The organism is Hahella sp. NBU794 (assembly GCF_050749805.1).
Taxonomy (GTDB): domain Bacteria; phylum Pseudomonadota; class Gammaproteobacteria; order Pseudomonadales; family Oleiphilaceae; genus Hahella.
Window position 1 is genome coordinate 2155978 of the sequence record NZ_CP192738.1, and the last position, 24614, is coordinate 2180591.

The 24614-nt window shown below is 53.6% G+C and carries 21 protein-coding genes and 4 tRNA genes; 19 read left to right on the forward strand and 6 right to left on the reverse strand.

Annotated features, from left to right (window positions below; all coding sequences use genetic code 11):
• Window positions 1–207: 207 nt before the first annotated feature.
• The 3 genes from sodB to purE all read right to left on the reverse strand — a co-directional run bounded on the left by sodB (window position 208) and on the right by purE (window position 2766).
• Complete coding sequence (gene sodB / locus ACQYWX_RS09665) at window positions 208–792, reverse strand: superoxide dismutase [Fe] (RefSeq protein ID WP_127969583.1); 585 nt, start codon at window positions 790–792, stop codon at window positions 208–210.
• A 358-nt stretch (window positions 793–1150) separates the two neighbouring features.
• Entirely contained in the window at window positions 1151–2278 is a 1128-nt protein-coding gene (locus ACQYWX_RS09670) for a 5-(carboxyamino)imidazole ribonucleotide synthase (protein ID WP_431688627.1), read from the reverse strand.
• Window positions 2275–2766, reverse strand: a complete 492-nt coding sequence (gene purE, locus ACQYWX_RS09675; protein ID WP_127969585.1) for a 5-(carboxyamino)imidazole ribonucleotide mutase — start codon at window positions 2764–2766, stop codon at window positions 2275–2277. Before purE ends, ACQYWX_RS09670 begins: the two co-directional genes overlap by 4 nt.
• Window positions 2767–3140: 374 nt before the next feature.
• On the opposite strand from purE, the gene ACQYWX_RS09680 reads away from it, so the two are divergent.
• Window positions 3141–4037: a hypothetical protein gene (locus tag ACQYWX_RS09680; protein WP_431688628.1), complete on the forward strand. Its 897-nt coding sequence runs from the start codon at window positions 3141–3143 to the stop codon at window positions 4035–4037.
• Between the two features lie 73 nt (window positions 4038–4110).
• Here the strand turns inward: ACQYWX_RS09680 and ACQYWX_RS09685 are convergent, their stop codons facing one another.
• Window positions 4111–4665: a hypothetical protein gene (locus tag ACQYWX_RS09685; protein ID WP_431688629.1), complete on the reverse strand. Its 555-nt coding sequence runs from the start codon at window positions 4663–4665 to the stop codon at window positions 4111–4113.
• Between the two features lie 378 nt (window positions 4666–5043).
• Between ACQYWX_RS09685 and ACQYWX_RS09690 the strand changes: the two genes are divergently transcribed.
• The 7 genes from ACQYWX_RS09690 (at window position 5044) to ACQYWX_RS09720 (ending at window position 7527) form a co-directional block, all read left to right on the forward strand.
• Complete coding sequence (locus ACQYWX_RS09690) at window positions 5044–5895, forward strand: DUF2846 domain-containing protein (RefSeq protein WP_431688630.1); 852 nt, start codon at window positions 5044–5046, stop codon at window positions 5893–5895.
• A 229-nt stretch (window positions 5896–6124) separates the two neighbouring features.
• On the forward strand, window positions 6125–6460 hold the full coding sequence (locus ACQYWX_RS09695) for a hypothetical protein (RefSeq protein WP_279502213.1): 336 nt from the start codon (window positions 6125–6127) through the stop codon (window positions 6458–6460).
• Window positions 6461–6539: 79 nt separating this feature from the next.
• The gene (gloA, locus tag ACQYWX_RS09700; protein ID WP_431688631.1) at window positions 6540–6920 is read left to right on the forward strand and encodes a lactoylglutathione lyase; all 381 of its coding nucleotides are present in this window, start codon (window positions 6540–6542) and stop codon (window positions 6918–6920) included.
• Window positions 6921–7141: 221 nt separating this feature from the next.
• Window positions 7142–7217: transfer RNA gene (locus tag ACQYWX_RS09705), tRNA-Val, on the forward strand.
• Window positions 7218–7237: 20 nt separating this feature from the next.
• Window positions 7238–7314, forward strand: a tRNA-Asp gene (locus tag ACQYWX_RS09710).
• Between the two features lie 36 nt (window positions 7315–7350).
• Window positions 7351–7426, forward strand: a tRNA-Val gene (locus ACQYWX_RS09715).
• Between the two features lie 24 nt (window positions 7427–7450).
• A tRNA-Asp gene (locus tag ACQYWX_RS09720) sits at window positions 7451–7527 on the forward strand.
• Between the two features lie 274 nt (window positions 7528–7801).
• On the opposite strand, the gene ACQYWX_RS09725 is transcribed toward ACQYWX_RS09720, so the two are convergent.
• A complete protein-coding gene (locus ACQYWX_RS09725) occupies window positions 7802–8857 on the reverse strand; it encodes an AraC family transcriptional regulator (protein WP_431688633.1) in 1056 nt (351 codons plus the stop codon).
• Window positions 8858–9061: 204 nt separating this feature from the next.
• Between ACQYWX_RS09725 and ACQYWX_RS09730 the strand changes: the two genes are divergently transcribed.
• The 3 genes from ACQYWX_RS09730 to ACQYWX_RS09740 all read left to right on the forward strand — a co-directional run bounded on the left by ACQYWX_RS09730 (window position 9062) and on the right by ACQYWX_RS09740 (window position 13739).
• Window positions 9062–11110 (forward strand): FAD-dependent oxidoreductase, encoded by a 2049-nt coding sequence (locus ACQYWX_RS09730; protein WP_431688634.1) that lies wholly within the window; start codon window positions 9062–9064, stop codon window positions 11108–11110.
• A gap of 367 nt (window positions 11111–11477) precedes the next feature.
• Window positions 11478–12794, forward strand: coding sequence for a DNA repair ATPase (locus tag ACQYWX_RS09735; RefSeq protein ID WP_279502207.1), 1317 nt, complete (start codon window positions 11478–11480; stop codon window positions 12792–12794).
• Window positions 12795–12797: 3 nt separating this feature from the next.
• Window positions 12798–13739 (forward strand): 1-aminocyclopropane-1-carboxylate deaminase/D-cysteine desulfhydrase, encoded by a 942-nt coding sequence (locus tag ACQYWX_RS09740; protein WP_431688635.1) that lies wholly within the window; start codon window positions 12798–12800, stop codon window positions 13737–13739.
• A 9-nt stretch (window positions 13740–13748) separates the two neighbouring features.
• Here the strand turns inward: ACQYWX_RS09740 and ACQYWX_RS09745 are convergent, their stop codons facing one another.
• The gene (locus ACQYWX_RS09745; RefSeq protein WP_431688636.1) at window positions 13749–14669 is read right to left on the reverse strand and encodes a DUF1853 family protein; all 921 of its coding nucleotides are present in this window, start codon (window positions 14667–14669) and stop codon (window positions 13749–13751) included.
• A 170-nt stretch (window positions 14670–14839) separates the two neighbouring features.
• Between ACQYWX_RS09745 and ACQYWX_RS09750 the strand changes: the two genes are divergently transcribed.
• From ACQYWX_RS09750 to ACQYWX_RS09785, 8 genes are all read left to right on the forward strand, one after another.
• Window positions 14840–15730, forward strand: coding sequence for an NAD(+) kinase (locus ACQYWX_RS09750; RefSeq protein WP_127969596.1), 891 nt, complete (start codon window positions 14840–14842; stop codon window positions 15728–15730).
• Window positions 15731–15734: 4 nt separating this feature from the next.
• A complete protein-coding gene (locus ACQYWX_RS09755; RefSeq protein ID WP_216737071.1) occupies window positions 15735–16724 on the forward strand; it encodes a metallophosphoesterase in 990 nt (329 codons plus the stop codon).
• A gap of 4 nt (window positions 16725–16728) precedes the next feature.
• Window positions 16729–17625 (forward strand): rhomboid family intramembrane serine protease, encoded by an 897-nt coding sequence (locus ACQYWX_RS09760; protein ID WP_431688637.1) that lies wholly within the window; start codon window positions 16729–16731, stop codon window positions 17623–17625.
• A 209-nt stretch (window positions 17626–17834) separates the two neighbouring features.
• Window positions 17835–18119: a YeaC family protein gene (locus ACQYWX_RS09765; protein ID WP_216737069.1), complete on the forward strand. Its 285-nt coding sequence runs from the start codon at window positions 17835–17837 to the stop codon at window positions 18117–18119.
• A gap of 86 nt (window positions 18120–18205) precedes the next feature.
• Window positions 18206–19033: a DUF2797 domain-containing protein gene (locus ACQYWX_RS09770; protein WP_216737068.1), complete on the forward strand. Its 828-nt coding sequence runs from the start codon at window positions 18206–18208 to the stop codon at window positions 19031–19033.
• A 44-nt stretch (window positions 19034–19077) separates the two neighbouring features.
• Window positions 19078–21738: an aminopeptidase N gene (pepN, locus tag ACQYWX_RS09775; protein WP_431688638.1), complete on the forward strand. Its 2661-nt coding sequence runs from the start codon at window positions 19078–19080 to the stop codon at window positions 21736–21738.
• Window positions 21739–21973: 235 nt separating this feature from the next.
• Complete coding sequence (locus ACQYWX_RS09780; protein ID WP_431688639.1) at window positions 21974–23359, forward strand: DUF1329 domain-containing protein; 1386 nt, start codon at window positions 21974–21976, stop codon at window positions 23357–23359.
• A gap of 115 nt (window positions 23360–23474) precedes the next feature.
• Complete coding sequence (locus tag ACQYWX_RS09785; RefSeq protein ID WP_431688640.1) at window positions 23475–24614, forward strand: WD40/YVTN/BNR-like repeat-containing protein; 1140 nt, start codon at window positions 23475–23477, stop codon at window positions 24612–24614.

Below are 24614 nucleotides of genomic sequence, written 5' to 3' on the forward strand. Positions count from 1 at the left end.
GCCGGCGGTGGTGTTTGTGTCAATCTTATTATCCCCTGCTATGGAAAGTGTAGTTATATACGGGACAAAGTAACAGCTTAGGCGCGCGGGTGCAGAGGGAATGGCGGAGAGAAACTGGGTATGCTGAGGGAGAAATGAGGCGAGGAAGAACAGGATCTGTCAGGGCATGAATCACGTCGGGGCGCTGGGCCCCGACGTTGGAACGGATTAAGCGGCCAGGTTTTTGGCGACGAAATCCCAGTTCACCAGATTCCAGAACGCATTCATGTAGTTAGGACGAACGTTTCTGTAATCGATGTAGTAAGCGTGTTCCCAAACGTCAACGGTCAGCAGTGCGGTTTTGCCGTCAGTCATTGGCGTACCTGCGTTGCTGGTGTTGAAGATTTCCAGTGAGCCGTCAGCGTTTTTGACCAACCAGGTCCAAGCGGAACCGAAGTTGTTAACGGCTTTGTCAGTGAATTGGGTTTTGAAGCTTTCGAAGGAACCGAAAGTTTTGTTGATGGCGTCGGCCAGCTCGCCAGTAGGCTCGCCGCCGCCGTTAGGGCTCAGGCAGTGCCAGTAGAAAGTGTGGTTCCAGATCTGGGCGGCGTTGTTGAAAACGGGGCCGCTCTTGGAAGCCATGATAATCTCTTCCAGAGACTTCCCTTCGTATTCAGTTCCGGGAACCAGACCGTTCAACTTATCAACATAAGTTTTGTGGTGTTTACCGTAGTGGTATTCGATAGTTTCTTCGGAAATGTGCGGCGCTAGCGCATTCTTTTCGTAAGGGAGAGCAGGAAGTTCAAATGCCATGAGATTTTCTCCGTCTTTTAAGTGTGTAATCCCGTGTAAGTCTCTGATTCTAGAGTATACAGACTGAGTAAGAAGAGATAGCTCCGAATCTCCGGAAATTCAGCCTGCAGGCTCAGGGTCATCACAGTATCACCCTGGGTATTGATGCCGGCCAGATGGCGACCGACAGAACTCTTTTGTTAGATCGCGCAGAATGATATCACCCGCATATATGGAGTGCTATCAAGGGTTTTTCAAGATTATTTATCAGACTTATTAATAAAATTAATAAGCTAGGGGCGCGCCAGGGGATGTTGGTTATAAGAAATACAGGTAGTTTGTTGGGGACGCCGGCCCATAAAAATGGGCCGGAAAAACACTAGTCAAAGTGAGCCAGCGAGGAAGTGAAAGGCGTATGCTCCGGCACGAATGGGAGGCACTTTTCCACTTTGGCGATCAACGCTTTGTAGTCTTCCGCGACAATGTTGATATGCCCGAGTTTGCGACCTGTGCGTTCTTCTTTTCCATACAGATGCAGGTGCGTGTCGCTGAGCGTCAATACGCTTTCGCGGTCAGCATGACGACCAATCAGGTTGATCATGCAGCTGACGCCGACAGGCTGGGTGTCGCCCAAAGGTAAACCGGCGACGGCGCGCAAATGGTTCTCAAACTGCCCTGTGTGCGCTCCATTCATGGACCAGTGACCGGAGTTGTGCACGCGCGGCGCCATCTCATTGGCCAAGAGGCCGTCAGGCGTTTCAAACAGCTCCAGAGCCAGGACGCCCACATAGGACAGATGCGCCATCAGCGTTTCAATATACTCAGCCGCTTTCTGCGCCAGATCGTCGCTAATGCGCGGAGCCGGGGCGATGGTGTAACGCAGAATGCCGCCATGATGAATGTTTTCCGCCAGAGGGTAGGTGACGGTTTCACCTGTGCTGCTGCGGGCGGCGATGATGGATATTTCCCGGGAGAAATTGACAAAGGACTCGACAATCAGTCGGGGGTGTCCAATGCTGTTCCAGGCCTCTTCCGCCTCATCGACGGACTTCAGTACTGCCTGGCCTTTGCCGTCGTAACCTTCCGTGATGGATTTCGCCACGACGGGAGTTCCCAGTTCGCGAGCGGCCTCAGCCAATTCCTCTGGGCTGTTGACCAGACGATATTTGGGAGTAGGGATGCCTAACTGAGTAAACAGCGCCTTTTCGTGTTCTCTGTTCTGACACACGCGCAGCGCTTCCACTCCCGGGTAGAGCGGCTTACGATCGGCGATATTCTGCGCCAGATCCAGGGGTAAATGCTCAAACTCGTAGGTCACTACATCGACGAAATCAAGGAAGCGATCCAGCTCCGACTGGGTGTTGTCGGGGTCGCTGAAAATCGTGCCAAGGCCCGCAGACGGGGCCCCGGAAGTGTCGTAAAGCGCAAATTCAAAGCCCAGCGGCATACCCGCCAGCGCCATCATGCGGCCAAGTTGGCCGGCTCCGAGAATGCCGATTCTTTTCATGATTGCCTTGGATCAGCGTTGTTAAGAACAGTGTCTGTCTGCTGTTTGCGGAACGCTTTTACGGCGTCCATGATTTTGCTGTCCTGCAAGCCCACAATCTGAGCCGCCATCAGTCCTGCGTTAGTAGCGCCGGCTTTGCCGATCGCCAGCGTGCCCACGGGGACGCCTCCGGGCATTTGTACGATGGACAATAATGAGTCTAGACCATTCAGTGTCTTGGACTGCACGGGGACGCCCAGCACCGGCAACGAGGTTTGTGACGCGGCCATACCGGGCAGGTGGGCGGCGCCGCCAGCTCCGGCGATGATTATCTTGATGCCTCTGCTTTCGGCGGACTTGGCGTAGTCAAATAGCAGGTCCGGCGTACGGTGAGCGGAAACAACTTGCACTTCATAGGGAACGCCCAGCTTGTCGAGCATCTCGGCGGCGTGCTCCATGGTAGGCCAGTCGGATTTGGAGCCCATAATAATGCCAACTAAAGGCTGCATGATTTCTCCTTAGTAACCCTGTCATTATTGGATAAATTCGCCTATGGGGCGCGAATTTGCGGGTGGTCGAGGCATACTGTTTAAAAAAGAGGCGCATAGTTTAGTGAGTCGGTACATGGGATGCAAACGAAAGCGGACCCTTGCCGACTCTCGCCGCAGGCGGCGGAGATCCTGCGTTCGCGGAGCCTTTATCTGGCTCAGGAAAAACGGAATAATAGCGGGTTGCTTCATGCCTGTTCTGTCGCAAATATGGTAAAGCTGGATAAGGGCGCGTGTACGGAAACTTCGGCATTGTCTAAAATGCCATGGCGCAACCGCGCAGAATCGGGCGTTTGCCGATACACTATATAAATACAGTCCACTAGCGAGGATACATGGAGACAATTAAGCCCGAGAAAGACGAGGTTGATCGATTTCAATCACAGCGCCATAAAGCGCCTGCGGCGAAACCTGCTGAGCCCAAAAAGGCTGCGCCGGTTGCGGAGGCCCCGGTGGAGGCTTATGTCAGACTGTCCCGTCCCGCACAATGGGCGATCGTCTTTGTATTCATTCTGGTGCTGACTTTTGCGCTGATTGGATATTGGCAGGTCAAAACCCAGCAGCAAACCATTCTGTCTCTGCAAACCCAGCTGCAGCAGGCGACTCAGTATATATCCCAAAGTAAGCTTGTGACTGCGCGTCTTGAAGGTCAAATCAATCAGACCGACGCCACCATGGCGCAAAGCGGAAATGAAATGGCCAGGGAACTGAAAACCTTGGACTCTGAGATCCGCAAGTTGTGGGATGTATCCAATAAGCGCAATAAACAGTTGATTGAGGATAACCAAAAAGCGCTGACATCCCTGCAGGGCGACTTTAAACAGTCGCAGGAGCGGATCAAAGCGCTCAGCGGTGAGATAAATGGCCTGACGGTTATCGGTGAAAATCTTGGCAAGTCTCAGGAAGCCCAGGCGCTGCAGATTTCCGCGTTGGCGGATGATATGGGGCGCACTGATGAAGCCCTGGAGAGGAAGCAGGCTGAGTTGGCGCAGCTTCTGAAACAGAGTTCCGACAAGCTGGAGAAATCCATCTCTGAGCAAACCGTGGCTATCGCCAAGCTTGAGCGCATGATCGGCAAAATGAATGAGCAGAACCTGGACGGCAATCTCAAAGAGCTTGAGAAGAAAGTCAGCGCTATCGACGCCACCCGTAATCAACTGGTGCAACGCTATGTTGAGCTGGATCGTCGCATGAACGAAATTGGTCTGCAATTGAAGGCCATCAAGAAATAGCCCTCGCTATTGCGCCTAAGTGAAGCTTAGGCGCGCGCCTGCAGCGTATGAATCAATCTTTACTCTTATTCTTTTACGGCCGCGGCGTGTTGACGATCGTGGTCGCGTCAAAATCCACCGCTTGAAATTGCGGCTCGATTCTTACTTCCACGTATTGGCGAAAAAGCAGCGCCGCCGCGACGGACGTTTCCAGCGTCGCCAATTTGTTGGGGTCGTATAGTGCAGCCTCTCTTTCATCATTTCGCGCTCGTTGCGCTTCTTCATAAACCGGGCCGCCCGCCGCTGGCGGAGAGAACAGGCCGGGAACAAAAATGCTCGATAGCTGTGGATTCTGAAGTAGAGCGAGTGAAATTGAGTCCAGAGTTGAGCGTTCTACGGTATCGGCAATAGGTATGTAGTTAATTTGCGCTTCAGAGAAGGTGATATCGAGCGCTTGTCCGTCATCAAGCTCGATATGCACGCTGGCTTCAGTGGAGGGCTCATCCAAGGCTTTCCATTCCATCTCGTAGGGAAGCTCTTCTGCTGAAACGCTCAACGCTGCGCCGAGCAGCAGCGCCATCAAAGTGAGTGTGGACAAGCGATCCGCATGCGGATCAGGCGCGGTGGCGAGGACATCCGAGTCGTTCATGAGTAGTGACCCTTGCGCATTTTTTATAATTGGTTGTGACTGATTGTAGCAATTCAGCCGAACGGGAATGTGGAGCCGTTTCAAAATACGGCTTAATTGTTGTCATTCGCCGTTCCCTGTTGAAAATTCAACCTGCTCGTCAGGTGACGCTTGTATGCAGGCAAAATGACTGTAAAGAAATGTAGTGCAAAGTAACGCGTTGTAGCGAATTCTTGCTCCAATTCTCAGCTGACGAAGCAAACGGTTGTTAGAATCATTCCCGTCTGGAGGGTTTGACCCCAAGGGAGTCGTCCCGCAACACCCTCCGCCCCAATAAACAAGAGCCATGATTTGTGAAATGGTCATGAAAGCGACGCCCTTATAGACGGGGGAGTGAGTATGCAGCGATATCCTAGCCTCAGAACGCTTGTCCTACTGCTGGTGACGGCGGTGGCAATGAGTGGGTGTAAGATCTATCAATCCATGGGGAAGAGCGTAGGGGCCTTTGTGCATCCGGTCAGCGGCCCTAAATTCGTGCATATTCCTGACTCGGAGTGGGATAGTGCGTCTTCTGCGCTTATCTATTTTTACCGACCTCACAGTGACTGGGCGTCAGAAGAGATCGAGTCTCCCAGCGTGTATGTCGATGACAGTCAATATTTCAACTTTCGCGACAACAGTTATACCTGGCTGCAGGTGGCTCCGGGAGAGCGACGCATCACTATGCGCAGACCTCTGTTGGGCTTCGAAGGCATAGGCGGCTTTACCCTGAGCGATATGACGGATCAGATACTCAGTGTCGATGCGGGCAAAATTTACTATCTGCGTTATTCCGAAATCAGCAAACCAGATCCAAATCCGGAAATCGAAACCGACTCGCCCTGGGCGGAAGGGGATTTACAGTTGGTGGCCGCTGACTTCGCTTATAACGAAATCGTGGAGACCCGCTTTCTTAATAGTGATCTACTGGCGCCTAATCATGCCGCCACCTCTATTGTGAAAGAAAATATAGAGTATTCATTTGAGCGGGAGCAGGAAGAAATTGAGGTCGCCCGCGAGGAAGAAATTGAAAGGTTGAAGGAGCAGGGCTATTACCGTCCCGATAAATGGTGGTGCATGTATATGTGCGGCGGCGGGCCGACCAAGCGGCTGAAGACGGATCGTATGCAGCGTGAGCTGGACAAGCGTAAAAACGCTTACGAGGAGCAGCTGGCGGAAAGTGAAAGTTCATCCTGGTGGTGGCCCTTCTAAAGGCGGAGCGATCGCCACATTAAATTTTCAATTCTATACCGTCACCCGGTTCTATAGGGTGACATCAGGGTTTAACATCTATCATTTACTGTAAGGGCTTCGTTTGAAGCAGAGGCTGCGGCGACGCCGCGCTTCTGAAATATGGGTAAGGTTTTCAGCCGGTTAATTTTGGATGTAAGCGGCGGCGAATCAACGGCGGACAGGAAACAGAAAAAGGACTTACTGAACTATGAGCGTGACGACCATGTTTCAAGACCATGTACAAAAGACTAAAAGCTTTGTTGACCGTGTGAAGGATGTATATAGCAGGGCCTACGATAAGGCGTTGCAGACGGGAAAAGGCGGCTTGGCCGGCGCCACGCGCATCAGTGCGGCGCTTGAGCCCAAGGTGCGACAAAGTATCGACTCGGCCCATCATTTCTTTGATGGCATCAATCAATCGCTGGCGGATAAAGCCATTCCCGAATGCCGACGTTCTAATGTCGAGTCCGCTCGCCTGGAGGAAAAGTCGTGCGCAGCGCGACATGGAATCAGTGACGCTGGCGCTTCGCGTCAGGATATTTGAGATTGCGCCCGCGAGGTCATCACGCTTCCGGGTATGGTAAGGTAGCCCCATTTTTCACATTGTTGTTAGGAGAAAAATCATGAGGCTATTGCATACGATGATCCGGGTCGGCGACCTGGATCGCTCCATCGGTTTTTACACTGAAGTGCTGGGTATGCGTCTGTTGCGGCGTAAAGATTACCCGGAAGGCCGTTTCACCTTGGCGTTTGTCGGCTACGGCGATGAGTCGGAAAACACCGTCATTGAGCTGACTCACAACTGGGATACCGCTGCATATGAATTGGGCTCCGGGTTTGGGCACCTCGCCATAGAAGTGGAAGACGCCTATCAAGCCTGCGACGCTATTCGTGAAAAAGGCGGGCAGGTAGTTCGGGAGGCGGGACCCATGAAGCACGGAACCACAGTGATTGCGTTCGTTAAAGATCCTGATGGCTATATGATTGAGCTGATCCAGCGCTAACTTTTGTTCTGCCTGCACAGACTTTTATTTCTCAATAGAATAAGCGCCTTAATATGGCGCTTTTGATCGACTTTTCAGCGAAATAGCAACTGCGAAAACTTTTTTAAACATTGCGCTTGACACACCATGGGGCGATCAGTACTATGCGCATCGTCTTCACGGGGCAGCCAAGCGGTTAGCAAGGTTGATTCGGAAGCGCCTCTTGATTCAGAGTGACGTGGGGGTGGTTAGCTCAGCTGGGAGAGCATCGCCCTTACAAGGCGAGGGTCGCAGGTTCGATCCCTGCACCACCCACCAAATTCTGAAATAGAGATCGCGGAGCGGTAGTTCAGTTGGTTAGAATACCGGCCTGTCACGCCGGGGGTCGCGGGTTCGAGTCCCGTCCGCTCCGCCAATTTCTATTTAGTCAAGAGCCAGTTCATCTGGAACTGGGTGGTTAGCTCAGCTGGGAGAGCATCGCCCTTACAAGGCGAGGGTCGCAGGTTCGATCCCTGCACCACCCACCATCTTCCCCAAAGATGGATTTTCGCGGAGCGGTAGTTCAGTCGGTTAGAATACCGGCCTGTCACGCCGGGGGTCGCGGGTTCGAGTCCCGTCCGCTCCGCCAACTCTTTCCCTCTTATTTCCTTCTTGCTTTAACCTCACCTCTTAGTTTTCTGATTTCAATCACTAATTTATTTTTATTCCTGATTTATTCTGTCGTTTTTCTTTGTCATTTTCCTGACATAGCTGTTTGATAGCTTGGACGTTAACCATTAGCAAGGAGCCGTAACCGTGCAAGAATATATTGATGATCTCATTGATGTTGATTACGAAGAGTTTGAAGACGACGAATTCGTCGATGACGCCGTAGAGCTTTAATTCAGTCTCTTTTTTCTCGCTCAGGCATTTTCGCCTGTCGCTGTATCTTCGTCCGTTCGGCCAGAAGTGTGCTGGTCCTTGAACGGCTTCGGGTTGACGCCAAACCACCTCTTAAACGCCCGATGAAATGCAGCTGGTGAAGAAAAGCCCAGTAGATATGCTATCTCGCCAATCGTTAAGTCTGTGGCTTTGAGGTAAGTCTCCGCGACCTGCTTGCGAGTCTCGTCCAAAACTTGTTGAAACTGAACGCCTTCCTTTTTTAATCGTCTTTGAAGCGTCCACTCCGATAGACCGAGTTGCTTGGCGGTTTCGGTGAGGCCCACTTCGCGCCCTTGCAGCATGGGGGTGATAATCTGCTTGACTCGTTCGGTCAGACTGGTAGCCCCAACCAGGGTGGTGAGTTCCCGGTTGCAGATACTGACAATTTCGCTATGTGTCGCCGGATTAGCGTAAACCGAAGGTAGTGACAGCGCTTCTTTCCGAAAAATTAAGGCGTTACGAGAGCGACCGAACTTAACGGGACAATTGAAAGCCTGTTGATAATGTTGGGCGTAAGGCGGCGCTTCAAATTCAATTTCCACCTCTTTCAGCAATCGCTCCTGTCCGGTAATCCAGTGCGCCAGCGCGCTCCATCCACTGAGCAGACAATCCACCACGAAATAGTTGAACTCATTATAGGGACTGATGGAATAAAACTGGGCGACGCCGCTTCCTGTCGTCAGGTAAAACCGGCTGCTCCCGCGTTTGTTTACGCTGCTCAGACTTTCATAGTGAATCCATAGCCGGATCGCCCGTTCAAGGTTTGGGCTGGTCATAGCGGCATAACCGGAAAGTCCCATATGGGAAATGCGTAGCGCCTGCCCCATAAATAATCCCAGTGCGGGCTGGTTGGCGGTGCTGATCAGGGCCTGCCCGATACGCATGAAGCGGGATATGCTGATGCGCGCTTTGGGGGAGGCGAGCGTCTCTGTCGTAACCCCGTATTCGTTGAGGACCGGCATTGGGTCGACGTTAAGCCGGTGACAGGCCTCGCGCATTAGTTCTACGAAATTGACGGATATGTCGCCGAGCTGCATGGGACTTTCTCCTGGCGGGTTAAAAGTGACGGATAGGTGTATTTTATAGATAAAAAAATGTTATCCAAGGGTATTGGATGTCTTGCATGACAGAGCTAATTTATATGGCAAATCCCGTAGCCTTGATTGCTGCGTATAACTCGAGGCGGAAGCTGCTTAGTTACCGGCATTTCGCTCATTAAAGTGAATATTCAGGAGTGTTTCATGCAACAGAACTCATCTGGCGCGAGTAAGTATCCGCATCTGTTGGCCCCTTTGGATCTGGGCTTCACCACCCTCGCCAACCGGACTCTAATGGGCTCCATGCACACAGGGTTGGAAGAGTCGCCGAATGGCTTTCAGCGTATGGCGGCGTTTTACGCTGAGCGCGCGAGAGGTGGGGTAGGGCTCATCGTAACCGGCGGTATCGCTCCGAACCCTGAAGGGGCGGTCGCTCAGGGCGCTTCCAAGATGGATTCTGACGCGGATGCGGAAAAGCACAAGATTATCACGCAAGCCGTGCATGAAGCCGGCGGCAAGATCTGTATGCAGATTCTGCATGCAGGGCGCTACGCCTATCATCCCAAGCTGGTGGCGCCTTCCGCCATTCAAGCGCCGATCAATATGTTCAAGCCGCGCGAACTGTCCACTGACGAGGTGGATGAACAGATAGGCGCCTACGCAAGCTGTGCGGCTCTGGCGCAACAGGCGGGCTACGATGGCGTTGAGATCATGGGGTCGGAAGGCTATTTCATCAACCAGTTCATCGTGAGTCACACCAACAAGCGGACCGACAAGTGGGGCGGCGACTACGAGAGCCGGATTCGCATGCCGATAGAGGTCGTGCGTCGTGTGCGTGAGCGAGTCGGCCCGAACTTCATCATTATTTACCGCCTTTCCATGCTTGATCTGATTGACGACGGCAGCAACTGGGAAGAGGTGGTGTTACTGGCCAAGAAGATCGAAGAGGCGGGCGCCACCATCATCAACACGGGTATCGGCTGGCATGAAGCGCGCGTCCCCACGATCGCGACAATGGTGCCACGCGCGGCGTTCACCAAAGTAACCGCGAAACTGAAGAAAGACGTCAATATTCCGCTGGTGACAACTAACCGCATCAATATGCCGGATGTGGCGGAAAAAGTGCTGGCGGATGGCGATGCGGACATGATCTCCATGGCTCGTCCTTTCCTGGCGGACGCAGATTTTGTCGTGAAGGCGTCAGAAGATCGGGCGGATGAAATCAATACTTGTATCGCCTGTAACCAGGCCTGTCTTGACCACACCTTCCAGATGAAGCTGACTTCCTGTCTGGTGAATCCTCGCGCCTGTCATGAGACCGAGTTGGTCTACGTGAAAACCGGTGCGAAGAAAAAATTGGCGGTTGTCGGCGCCGGCCCTGCCGGTCTGGCTTTCGCTACGGTGGCGGCGGAGAGAGGTCATGATGTAACGCTGTTTGACGGCGCGGATAAGATAGGTGGCCAGTTCAATGTCGCCAAACTGATTCCGGGTAAAGAAGAGTTTTATGAAACCTTACGTTATTTCGACCGTATGCTGAAAAAGCATAATGTCGATGTGCGCCTGAATACCCGTGTGAGCGCTGAAGACTTGAAGGCTGGCGGTTACGATGAAGTGATTCTCGCTACCGGTGTCGCTCCTCGCATACCTGAGATAGAAGGGATCGATCATCCAAAAGTGATGGGGTATCTGGATGCGCTGTTAGGACGTAAGCCGATAGGGAAAAGGGTTGCCGTTGTCGGCGCTGGCGGTATCGGGTTTGACGTCAGTGAGTTTATTACCCATGAAGGCAAGTCGCCCAGCCTGGACGTTTCCGCGTTCATGAAGGAGTGGGGTGTGGACTTGGGTGTAGAGCATCGTGGTGGCGTTCAGGGCGTTGCGGCGCATATCGAATCGTCTCCCAGAGAGGTCTATCTGTTGCAACGGAAAACCTCCAAGCCGGGTAAAAATCTTGGCAAGACGACGGGCTGGATCCATCGCGCTTCGCTGAAGAACAAGCAGGTGCGGATGGTCGCCGGTTGCGAGTACGTCAAAATTGATGATGACGGCTTCCATGTGAATGTTAACGGCGAGGCCAAGTTGTTGCCGGTGGACAATGTGATTATTTGCGCAGGTCAGGACCCTTTGCGTGAGCTGCAGCAGCCGCTTGAAGCGGCGGGCATGTCGGTGCATCTGATTGGCGGCGCCGATGTGGCGGCGGAGTTGGATGCTAAGCGCGCGATTAATCAGGGTAGCCGACTGGCCGCTGAAATCTGATTTCTCCTCTCTGGACTCAGTGAGAGCTGAGTCCATTTCAACCTTTCATTTTTTGCGCAAACCAGGTCGAATGGCCTGATTTGTGCGCCCTTTCCCCAACTGAGCGCGACCTGCCCAACTGACATTTCCAAGGTTGCGTGCTAAGTTTTCAACAGCTTCATTAATAATCAACGTATGCGCCGGAGCCGTTTTAAATGGCCCGGGGGCGAAAAAATATCGGTGTTTAAACGCTTGGTAAGCGCTAACGAAACAATTTTCTGTTATTTTGGTGCGCTTACAAAAAATAACAACATCGACAATGGGCTTCTGGACAACGTAGCTTAAACAACAAGCAAAGAAAGAAGGGCTTATTATCTAGGACATTGGCATGCCCAAACCTCAAAAAGATGATATTTACGAAGCGGTTCTCTTCTTGGAGGATCAGTATGTAGCGCGGCAAATGCGCTATTCGGAATTTGAGGCCATATTGGACGGCGTGGTTGCTCTGAATGATCTGGCTGATACGGAAATAACGGCTGTTTATGCAGAGCTGAACAAACAGCTGGTGCCTCGAGCGCTGGTATTTTTTACGGTCTATTTCGACGAGGAAGGCATCGCGGATTCGGAGTGGAACGTCCCGCTGAAGCGGTTGGCGAAAATTTCCGGCTCCGGCCCTGATCTCGGCGCAGGTCCTATACGGCTCGCGTGTCGCAGTCAATGCGCTATCTCCTGGCATCAGCGGGATTTGTGGGACCCGGACATGAAGCCGGGCGGCAATGACTTTCAGGTGATTAAAAAATCCCTGCAGGAAAACCGCCTGGGCTTTGAAGTGGTTGGTGAAGTGGTTGAGGAGGAAGAGGATATTCCTGTCCTGACTCCCACTCAGGCTGCGCCGCAACCGGCGGCGTCCGCTTCTGCGCTGGAAGAGCAGGAGCGTATTCATCGTACGAAACTGGCGCGCTTGCTGAAAGCGCAGCGCCTGCGCATCAAAACGTTGAACAGCCAGCACGAAGCGGAAATTGAAGAGCTCAACCGGCAGCACCGGTTGGAGATGCAGGCTCTGAAGACCAAAGTGCAGGATATGGAGCAAAGCCTCCAGCACACTAAAGTGCTTTACGACCAGACCAAAATCAAACTGCAGAAGCGCAGCGATCAATACCTGTCTCTGCAAGAGGAAATGGTTCAGTTCAAAAAGCGTCAATCCATGCTGGAGAAAGAACTCAGTAAAGGAGACGGAGGCGAGGAGGCGGAACGTCTGCGCCAGCGCCTGGAAAGCGAACTGACGATTGTCAAAGAGCAATTACAGCGTCGCGAGGCGGAGCTGGTTTATCGCGACGAGCGTGAGGAGCAGCTGCGCCAGGAGATTCAAACCCTGAAGGATGAGTCTGAGGATGGCGGGGGAGATATTCTCAATAAGCTGTCCGAACTGGATGTGGTGTTTGTGGTGTATCACCCTGGCGCAGGGCATATCACCATCCCGGCGAAAGATGTGTTGCGCTATATTCAGAATCCTGTCTCCTATGCGGCGGAGCGTTGTTTTGTAACGGAGCGGCACTACAAAGAGTGGCTGGACCATTACGAAAACGCGGTATGCGAACACGAAATTCCTGGCAAAGGATTGTGTGGCGAGAGCGTCCCTCGCGTGACCGTGCCCGCTGAGTTTGTTGCAGGCGAAAGCAACCGTTGCGAGAAGCATCAAGAATAGTTCGTGTCCCCTCTGCTGTATCAACCTGATTGCGTCATTCAACCGCTCAGTCACCCTGTGGCTGAGCGCGCTGGCGTTCGTTTGTGGATGGCGCGGGGCGATTTGGTTCATGAGTCTGTATCCGGCAACAAGTGGTTCAAGCTTAAATACAGCCTGCTGGAAGCGGAGCGAAGCCAGGCGTCGGGATTGCTGAGCTTCGGCGGCGCTTATTCTAATCACCTGCATGCGCTCGCTGCGGCGGGCCGTATGCTGAATATTCCCACCTTTGGCGTTGTGCGCGGCGCCTGGCGGTGTGAGCTGACGCCCACTCTGCAGGATGCTCAAAAGTGGGGGATGCGTTTGCTGTTCGTCAGCAATGAGGCGTATCGCCGCAAAGATGACCCTGCCTGGGTGGATGAAAGCATTGAGGGCTGGAGGCTGTCAGAGCTAATCGCTACGCAAAAGCTGATGGTTATCCCCGAGGGCGGTAGCAATGCGCTGGCGTTAAAGGGAGTATCTGAGTGGGCGCAGCAAATCTATTCCCATTTTTCCTCGACTCCAGTGTCTATATTCTTGCCTTGCGGAACCGGCGGTACGATGGCGGGGTTTGTCGCCGCTGACTCGCATCATGAGTTGGTCGGCGTGCCCGTGTTGCGCGCCGGGGACTCTATTGCAGTTAAGATCAATGAGTTGTTGGCTTTGAATAACCAGCAGCCAGGAACTCCCTTTCGCTTTATGCAGGGTTATGAGTTTGGTGGTTACGCCAAGACCAGCCCCGAGTTGATGACCTTCATTCAGGCATTTTTCGATCATACAGGCGTTGGGTTGGAGCCTGTCTACACGGGGAAAATGGCGTATGCGGCGCTGGATTGGTTGCGCCGGGGCGAGGCTCCCAGAGGCTCAGACGTTGTGCTTGTGCACACTGGCGGCATGCAGGGCGCGCGGGGGTTTGTCGAGTCGCCTTGAGTCCTTCGACTAGTTGTTCAATGTCGCTCTTGCTGATTCCGCCCAGTCGTCGCTAACGACGAAATATCGGGCCGTTTCCAGCCATCCGCCCGCTGGCGACTCCGCCAATGCGATCAACATCTGTGGCCGGCCGCTCCTTTCCGTAGAGTTCAATTCCCCGTACAATTTTTCCCAGCTCATGACAGTGGCCTGATCGCCGGGATGTATTAAAAGGGACGATAGCCAGTGTGATTTAGGGGCGAGTATCCAGTTTGTAGCTGTTCCCTCCAATTGGGGTAGGGCGCTGACAGGCAGCCATTTGCCGCGTAAGTGGTCGGTTGCGGCGAGTGAGGAGGGTGCGACGCTGTCTGGGTCAATCAGTGGATAAAACAGATAGCCTTTCATAACGATTTGACGGCTGACATCGTTAATGCCTAGGCTCGCCAGCGCTTGTCGGGCTTCGGGCGTTTCTGAGAGTAAAATCTGGCTGTTGAGCAGCTTGTTTAACTTAAGATCCAGCCGGTCCAGGTAGTTGGGGCCAAACCAGTGGGCGTCCCCGCCTTTCGCTGATGGCGTGGATAAGCCGAGATAGTATTTGATGGCGACTTCCTGATGGACATAATTGCCTTCGGGGTCCTGCAGGATAAAGTCAAACTCGCCGTAAGTCTTTTTACGGTCTTTCACTTGCAAGCCATGGGCAATCACGCGCCAGGCGCTAAGCCGGTCGACGCCGAAGCGCCAAAGTGATTCAAAGTAAGGGCCCAGAAAACGGCTTTTTAAGTCTTTCTCCATATTTAGCAGGTCCATGGCCAGCGTCCGGTCTGTGTCGCTCAGCGCTATGGGCGCCTGACGATCGAACTGTGTTGGCGCCATGTCGGCACTGGCGGCCAGCTCCGGGCTGTTACAGGTCCACTGTAAATCTCTGATCAGTTGTTGTGGCGTTCGCTTCACAAATTAAACTTCCGTTAGTGCCCCGACCGGCGCTTTGGTCGTTGAGCGCAGTCACTGACTGGGCTGCAGCGGGGCGCGAGGGTGAGGAAAAAGACAAAAACCGCCCGTTGGGCGCATACAAGCCGGGGCAGTTTGGGTAACATAACAAAAACGCTTGATTAAGGGCATGTATGGAACAGTTTCGTAATATCGGTTTGCTGGGCCGGATGGGCAGCGTGCAGGTGGTGGAGACGCTGAAGCGGCTCAAAAACTATCTGGTCGGCGAAGGTTACGCGGTGATCCTGGAAGAAGCTACCGCAGCGGTGTTGCCAGGGCATAACGTGCAGGTGTCCAGCAAGAAAATGCTGGGAGAAATCTGCGACCTGGTGATTGTGGTCGGCGGCGATGGCAGTTTGCTGGGCGCAGCGCGTGCGCTGGCCGGGTGCAATGTGCCGGTGCTTGGCGTCAATCGCGGCAGATTAGGCTTCCTCACTGATATTACTCCGACGGAAATGGAGCCTCAGCTGGCGGAAGTGTTGTCCGGCAAATATGTCGAAGAGTCCCGCTTCCTGTTGGACGCCTACGTCAAGCGCAATGGCGAGCCCGTGGGCTATGGATGCGGCCTGAATGACATTGTCCTGCACCCTGGCAAATCCACCCGTATGATTGGGTTTGACCTTTATATTGAAGGACAGTTCGTCAACAGCCAGCGTTCCGACGGATTGATCGTTTCCACGCCCACCGGCTCCACCGCCTATGCGTTGTCCGCAGGCGGCCCGATTATGCATCCGCGTCTGGACGCTATCGTGCTGGTGCCCATGTTTCCCCATACCCTGAGCAGCCGCCCGATTGTGGTGGACGGCAATAGCGAAATTAAGATCATTATCGGCGATTACAACGAAACCTATCCTCATGTCAGTTGCGATGGGCAGACGCACGTCACCTGCGCGCCGGGCGATACGGTCACGATCTGCAAGAAGCCGCAGAAGCTGCGTTTGATTCATCCCATGAATCATAATTTCTATCAGATCTGCCGGGATAAACTGGGCTGGTCAAGCAGTAGAGATCAGGGAGGGCAGTAGTCTAATGTCCGAGAGCCAGAAGTACCGAGGCTTTGACTTCATCGGCGATGTCCACGGATGCGCCAGAACCCTGGAAGCATTGCTGGAGAAGCTCGACTACCGGAAAATCAACGGCGTATACAGCCATAAGCATCGTCAGGCCATTTACGTTGGCGATATCGTCGACCGCGGTCCTCGTATTCGCGAAGCGCTGCATGTCGTGCGGGATATGGTGGAGCACGGGAGTGCGCGTATTGTCATGGGCAATCATGAGTATAACGCCCTGGGCTATTGCACCCGGGCGCGTCCAGGCAGCGCCCATACCTATTTGCGCGAACATACGCCCCGTCATGAGCGATTGATTCGGGAAACGCTGGATCAGTTCGCTAATTACGGGCATGAATGGAATGAATTTCTTGAATGGTTCATGACGCTGCCGCTGGTGATTGACGATCAGAGTTTCCGGGTTGTGCACGCATGCTGGGATCATGATCTGATTTCACAGTTTCTGGAGCATCACCCCGATGGTCTTATCACGGAAGACTTTCTACATGCCTCCACCGTGCGTGACAGTTTTGCAGGCCATGTGATGGACCGGCTGTTACGCGGCACGGATATGAAACTCCCTGATGGCATGTCTATTCGCAGCAGCGATGGCTTTGTGCGCACCGCATTTCGCACTAAGTTCTGGAAGGCGGAGCCTGAAACCTACGGCGACGTTGTGTTTCAGCCGGACGCTCTGCCTGACGAAGTGGCGGAAAGACGCTTGTCGGAGCGAGAGCGACGCATGCTGTTGTTCTATGGTCTGGATGAACCGCCTTTGTTCGTCGGGCATTACTGGCTGCAAGGCGCGCCGCGTCCCATTCGCCCCAATATCGCCTGCCTGGATTACAGCGCAGTGAAGTACGGCAAACTGGTGGCCTACCGGCTCGAAGCGGGAGCCCGCAAACTGACGGCGGACAACTTTGTCTGGGTCGATGTCATGCGTGAAGCGGGGGGCGCCGCCGGGCGCTGAACACATGGAAAAAGTTTGCGATATCCCTATCGAAGAAGACATTGAGTCGCTGTATCGCTATCTCCGCAGCAGAGGCGTTGCGATATGGGTCACCGAGAATGAAGGACGGCAGGAAATATGGGTGAAAGATCCCGCCGCCAAACCTGTCGTGCTGGACTGTTATCAGCGCTTCAAAGAAGATCCTGGCGTTCGCGAGCGACTGGATGAGGCTGTAAGCGAGCAACCGCAGTCCAACGGCAACAGTCTGACAATGCAGTTCAAGCCTTTCCCCTGTATCGCATGGTTACTGCTGACGTTGCTGGCGGCGGCTTTGTACACCGGCTTCGGCGACTTTCAGAGCAGTCGTTATTTCTTCATTATCGATCGTTTTCAGTTGCCTTACGGGGACTTGCCCTCCCGTGTGCAGTCCTTGTTGTTTACGCTACAGCAAGGGGAGTGGTGGCGTCTGCTGTCTCCCGCATGGTTGCACCTGGGGCTGGCGCACTGGCTGTTTAACTCTCTTGCGTTGTGGATCTTTGGGCGCTCTCTGGAAGTCTTGTTCAGCCGGGGTGGATTCGTTTCGTTCATTCTGGGGGCGGCGATCTTCAGTAATCTCGCCCAATATCTGGTGGCGGGGCCTGCGTTCGGTGGTTTCTCAGGCGTCGCTTACGCTTTGGTTGGCGCCCATGCGGCGGGTTGGGCGTTAGCGCCGAGTATGCGAATGTGGGCGCCTTCCGCGATGGTGATTTTCAGTATTGTGTGGATGTTGGCGGGGATGTTGGGCGTCTCTGATCAATTTGGCGTGTCGTTCGCCAATACCGCGCACTTCGTCGGCTTTTGGTTTGGCTTGACGTCAATGGCGTTGTGGCTAAAAACAAGTGGGAAAAAGATGGGGAAGGCATCAACGGAGCATAACGGTTAAACCAAGTTGCAGAGCTGATTTATCCAGCCTCCGTTGATGCGCATCCCCCAAGTAGCTGTGAATACTCTGATGAGAGCTGTGTGGGATCAAACACACAATGCAAATGATAATGATTATCATTTGTAAGTCAACACTTTTTCACCAGAATTTTATTGAAATGTCGGATCGCCCTTATGTTATAGTCCGCAACATTGTGCTGGAGACCCCTTATGTCCTTTGAAAATGCAGTAAAAAACCTGACTCCGGAGATCTATGAGGCCATGAAGACAGCCTTGGAGTTGGGGAAGTGGCCGGACGGCAAAAAATTATCAATGGAACAGAAAGAGCTCTGCATGGAGGCGCTTATCACCTACGAAATTTCCCACAATGTGCCTGAAGAGCAGCGGGTGGGGTATATAGAAAGAGATCGGCCGACGCCTTGTGCTTTGAAGGCGGCCGCGGCTGAATCTTCTTCCGGCGTATGGACGCCCGACAGCGGCGTTTCCAAGCATTGATCGAAGCTTCGCTTTCGTTGCGACGGGAGCGCGCGTTTCGACAATAACAATAATTGAGAGATGAATTTAGAACCAAGGGGACTCACTTGAGGGAAGTAGCTCAAGGCTGTCTGGAGAAAATGTTCAGCCAGCTCGATAACCCCGTCAACTACAGCCTGGTGGTTGGCGATGAACGGGTGGAGTTGAATCCTCTGCTCGGCAAATCACTTCAGATTAAATTCAGCGGTAAGATTGTCTGCAATCATTGCGGCCGCTCGACTAAAAAGAGCTTCAGTCAGGGGTTCTGCTTCCCCTGCTTCAAAAAACTGGCGCGTTGCGACAGCTGCATTATGAGCCCGGAAAAATGCCACTTTTTCGCCGGCACCTGCCGGGAGCCTGAGTGGGGGGAAACCCACTGCATGGTTCCGCATGTGGTGTATCTGGCCAACTCATCGGGAGTTAAAGTCGGCATTACCCGTAAAACCCAGACGCCTACCCGCTGGATTGATCAGGGCGCAACTCAGGCTCTGCCCATCATGGAAGTCACTACGCGCCGGATGTCCGGGTTAGTGGAAGCGATCTTCCGGCAATCGGTGACGGATAGAACCAATTGGCGCGCAATGCTCAAGGGCGATCCTGAGCCGCTGGACCTGGTCGCGGAAAGAGACCGTTTGCTGGCCGAGCTGGAAGGGTCGCTGGAAGGTCTACGCTGCGCCGAGGGCGCGGATAACATGGAAATTTTGACGTCTGCGGAGGTGGTCGACATCGCCTTTCCAGTGATGCAGTATCCGCAGAAGGTGGTTAGCCTGAATCCGGAAAAAGAGCCGGAAATTAGTGGTACATTACTCGGTATCAAAGGGCAGTATCTGATCCTGGATACCGGCTGCATCAACATTCGCAAATTTACGTCATACGAAGTTTCAGTCGCCGCTTGAGCGTATATGGAAGCTCGCCTACGGAAAACTTGAGCATAATTACTATGAAAGAAAGTCAACCTCGCACTATTTATCTGAAAGATTATCGTAAACCGGACTTTTTGATCGACGCCACGGACCTGAACTTCCAGCTTTATGAAGATGGGGCCCGAGTCACTTCTCAGCTCCACATCAGGCGCAATCCTGACGCTGATGCGTTTCGTGACGTTCTGGAGCTTGATGGCGTTGAGCTGCAATTGGAGCGTTTGCTGCTGGACGGGCGCACGCTGAACCCGGATGAGTATCAGCTGGACGACGAGACGCTGAGACTGGAGCGTTTGCCCAAGCAGTTCGTGCTGACCGTGGTCACCTGGATCAAGCCGCAGGAGAATACCTGTCTGGAAGGGCTGTATCGCTCCAGTTCGATGTTCTGTACTCAGTGCGAGGCGGAAGGTTTCCGTCGCATTACCTATTATCTGGATCGCCCGGACGTCATGTCCTCCTTCACCACTACGATTGAAGCGGAGAAGGGGCGCTATCCTGTACTGCTGTCCAACGGCAATCCTGTTGCTTCTGGTGAGAGCGGCGATCGTCATTGGGTTAAGTGGGAAGATCCTTTCAAGAAGCCCTGTTATCTGTTTGCTCTGGTCGCCGGCGATCTGCGCTGGGTGGAGGACAGCTTCACGACCATGAGTGGGCGCGAAGTGCAACTGCGTATCTATGTCGAACCGCAGGACCTGAATAAGTGCAGCCACGCCATGGACTCTCTCAAGCGCTCCATGACCTGGGACGAAGAAGTATATGGCCGTGAATATGACCTGGATATCTTCAATATCGTCGCCGTCAGCGATTTCAACATGGGCGCGATGGAAAACAAAGGGCTGAATATCTTCAACTCTTCCTGTGTGCTGGCGAACCCGGAAACGTCTACAGACAGCGCGTTTCAGCGTATAGAGGCGATTGTCGCTCATGAATACTTCCACAACTGGTCCGGCAACCGGGTGACCTGTCGCGACTGGTTTCAGTTGAGCCTGAAAGAAGGTTTTACTGTTTTCCGCGACGCGGAATTTTCTGCGGACATGCATTCGCGCGCTGTGAAGCGCATCGAAGACGTCGCCTTGCTGCGTACTATGCAGTTCGCCGAGGATGCGGGTCCTATGTCGCATCCGGTGCGCCCGGATTCCTATATGGAAATCTCTAACTTCTACACCCTGACCGTATATGAGAAGGGCAGTGAAGTGGTGCGCATGCTGCACACGCTGTTGGGAGCGGAGAAGTTCCGCGAAGGTTCTGATCTTTATTTCTCCCGCTTTGATGGGCAGGCAGTGACTACCGATGATTTTGTCGCCTGTATGGAAGAAGTCAGCGGGCAAGACTTTGCTCAGTTCAAGCGGTGGTACAGTCAGTCCGGAACGCCTGTGGTGTCAGTGACGGATCATTATGATGCGGAGACGAAAGAGTACCGTCTCGACGTCAAACAAAGCTGTCCTCCTACGCCAGGGCAACAGGAAAAGCAGCCGTTCCAGATTCCGTTGGCGGTTGGTCTGCTGGACAGTTCGGGCAAAGACATGTCCTTGACACTGAAAGCAGGTCAGGGCGAAGCCTCCGGCGCGGATGGCGATCTCACCCGAGTCCTGCAGGTTAGAGAGTCCGAACAAAGCTTTGTTTTCACCGGCGTAACGGAAAAACCGACGCCTTCGCTGTTGCGTGGTTTCTCTGCGCCAGTGCGACTGAATTATCCCTATGACAGAAATCAGCTTACTTTCCTCATGTCTTTTGACAGCGATGGCTTCAACCGTTGGGATGCGGGACAGAAACTGGCTGTTTCCGTCTTCAATGAGTTGATAAATGCTGAGTTGCAAGGCGAACAAGCGGAAATCGACGAACGCTACATCGACGCCATGCGCCAGGTATTGCTGGATGACAAAGGCGACCACGCCATGCTGGCGAAAATGGTGCAGACGCCCGGTGTTTCGCTGCTGGCGGAACAAGCCGAAGTGGTCCATGTCGACGCCATCCTCAACGCCCGTCAGCGGGTGCATGAGCGAATCGGCGCGTCTTTGTCGGAGTTGTTGTTGAGCAAATATCGTCAGCTTCACGCTCAGTCGGGCAATGCATTAGACAGCGTTTCCATGGGCCTGCGAGCTTATAAGAACGCCTGCTTGATGCTGCTCGCTCAGGGCGGCGCGCAAGAATTCGTCTCCTTGGCGAAGCTGCAGATGCAGCAGGCGCAGACTATGACAGACGAGTTCGGCGCTCTGGCCGCTCTGGTTAACGGGCCGGATATTGAGGCGGGGCAATCGGCGTTGGCTGACTTCCTGTGTAAGTGGAAGAAAGATCAGTTGGTCATGGAGCAGTGGTTCAGCGTGCAGGCGGCCAGCGAGCATCATGGCGCACTGGAAAGCATTCAGGCTTTGACGGCCCATGAGCTGTTCTCTGAGCGCAATCCAAACAAAGTCCGCTCGGTGATTGGAACCTTTGGCGGGCAGAACTGGCGTCACTTCCATGCTGCAGACGGCTCCGGCTATCGCTTCCTGCGCGAGTGGATCATAAAAATGGATGGTCTGAATCCGCAGATTGCTTCCCGTCTGCTGACGCCTCTGACTCGTTGGCGTAAATTGGAGCCGCAGCGCTCTGCGCTTATGCAGAAAGAGCTGCAGGAAATCATGGCGCATCCCGGCCTGTCCAGAGATGCGTACGAAGTGGTGTCAAAGAGCCTGAAATAGGCGTAACTTGTAGAGAAAATGTCGATAAAAGTCCGTTAAGTCCCGGAGGAATAGACAAAATTACTTGCTGAACTAAGCTTTTACATACAATAAAGCCCTGTTGAAGCAGAGCAAAAATAAGAATAAAGCAGGAGATGACCTCTAAGTCCGGCGCTCAATCACTCAGCTGAGCGCCGCGTCCGCCGAAAGAGTCGTTCAATAATCCAGCTGTCTTCGATTAGGAATAAGAGTATCTATGATGCAGAATAAAAAAGTACTGCTTGGAAGCTTATTGCTGTTTTCCTTATACGCCGCCTGCGCAGGGGCGGCCGTCAGTCCCGCTGAAGCCAAAAAACTAACGGGAGAGCTCACTCCTTTCGGCGCAATTCGCGAAGGCAATGGCGCTGACATTCCCCGTTGGGAAGGGGGGATTACTCAACCTCCGAAAGAATATCAGCGGGAGGGGCAGCACCATCCGGACCCCTTTAAAGAAGATAAACCTAAAGAAGTAATTACAGCCCAGAACTTCACCAAATACGAAAAGTATCTGAGTGAAGGGTTAAAGGCGCTGTTTAAGACTTATCCCACCACATTCAAGATCCCGGTGTACGTTACCCGACGCTCGCATTCCGCGCCGGACTGGGTGAATCAGAACACCTATGAAAACGCGGTCAAAGCCGATCTGACCAAAGATGGAAATGGCGTTACCGGCGCCTATGGCGGCATTCCATTCCCCGTGTTGCATGGTTCGAACGAGCGCAAGGCGTTGCAGGCGATCTGGAACCATCTTACGCGCTGGCGCGGCGTATTCGTCACCCGTCGCGCATCGGAAACGGCGGTGCAGCGCAACGGCGAGTTCAGTCTGGTTAACTCTCAGCAGGAAGTGTTCTGGAACTTTTATAACCCGGAAGGCAGCGAAAAGGATCTGAAGAATATCCTGTTCTACTATCTGTCGTTCACCATTTCTCCTGCGCGTCTCGCTGGCGGGGCGGTGTTGGTGCATGAAACCCTGGATCAGGTGAAGGAACCCCGCCAGGCATGGGGCTATAACGCCGGGCAACGACGTGTCAGAAGAGCGCCGAATCTGGCCTATGACTCGCCAATCGCCGCCTCGGACAATCTGCGTACGGCGGATGACACGGATATGTATAACGGCGCTCCGGATCGCTATGACTGGAACTACCTGGGGCTGAAGGAAATGTATATTCCTTACAACAGCTATCAAATATCCCAGGTCGGTTTGAAGTATGCGGATGTGCTGGGCGTTTCCCATATCAATCCTGACTACACCCGTTTTGAAAAGCATCGGGTGCATGTCATCGAGGCCAAGCTCAAAGCGGGCGAGCGGCATATCTATTCCCGGCGCGTGTTTTATATCGATGAGGACAGCTGGAATATCGCCTTGGTGGATCAGTACGACGGCCGTGGCGAGCTGTGGCGCGTCAGTATGGCGTTCCTGAAAAACTTCTACGAGCTGCCCTCCACATGGACGGCGTTGGACGTGTTTTACGATTTGCAGGCGCGCCGGTATCACGTACAGGGCTTGGACAGCGAAGAGCGTTCCACGCGGGTGTTCACCAATGAAGTGCCGGATCGCCGTTACTTCAGTCCGCAGTCGCTGCGGCGGCGCGGCATACGCTAGAGCGCTTGCAGTTGGCGCGATAGCGGCTAATTTTTTAAGGGGCGCCGTGAGGCGCAATGTGCAAAAGGAATAAGTGGGCGTAGACAGTGATGGGCTCAGAAAAAGGCAGGAATAAATGAAGTTAACGACGGTTCTGCGGAAAATGACGTTCGCGTGCGCGTTATGTGCGTCGCTGAACTCTCCTTGGTCGCTGGCGGGCGATGTGCTCAGCACTCCGGCAATGAAAACTGAATTGGCGCCCTCCACGTTGCTGGTGGACGTGGTGAAAGCTGGCGAGCGCCTGGTGGCGGTTGGGCAACGGGGCCATATCATTTATTCCGATGATCAGGGAGGAAGCTGGACGCAGGCCAATTCGCCTGTGTCGACATTACTGACCTCCCTGTATTTTGTGGACGCCAAGCAAGGCTGGGCGGTGGGCCACGGCGCAGTGGTGCTGCATACAGAGGATGGCGGCGTCAATTGGAGCAAGCAGTTTGACGGTGTGGCCGCGAACGAGATGGTTATCGCGCAGGCGCAGAAGCGCGTAGCGAATTTGAAGGCGCAACTGGAAACGGCTCCAGAAGAGGAGGCGTCAGATCTGGAGTATCAGCTTGAAGACGCCAGCTTTGCTCTTGAAGACGCCATGGCGGATGCAGAAGTCGGCCCGGGCAAGCCTCTGCTAGACGTTTGGTTTAAGAATGCGCAGGAAGGTTTTGTTGTCGGCGCCTATGGATTTTTCTTTCATACGGAAGATGGCGGCGCCAGTTGGACCAACTGGGCGCCCAGGCTGGAAAACACCGAACGCTTTCACTTGAATGCGATTGCGCAGATCACCGGCGGCGCCATGTTTATTGTCGGCGAGGCAGGCTACGTCTTCCGCTCGACGGATTTTGGCGAAACCTGGGAAACCCTTGAGTCGCCTTATGACGGCTCACTGTTCGGCGTGAGCGGTAATGGCAACGTTAATGAAGTGTTTGTATTTGGTCTGCGTGGGCATCTGTTCTATTCCCAGGATTCGGGCTCCACATGGGATCGCGTGGGGGTTGATGTAGAGGAGTCGCTGATGAGCGCTGCGATAGGCGAGGGTGGCCGCATGGCGGTCGTCGGCAATTCCGGCGTTATGCTGTTAAGCCAGAACTTCGGCGAAGACTTCAAGGTGCATCCGCAGGCGAACCGCCTGGGCTTGTTGGCGGCGACATTCCTGTCTCCCGACCAATTGTTGCTAGTCGGCGAGGGCGGCGTGAAAGTCCTCAAAAGCATAAGCAAGCTGAACTAG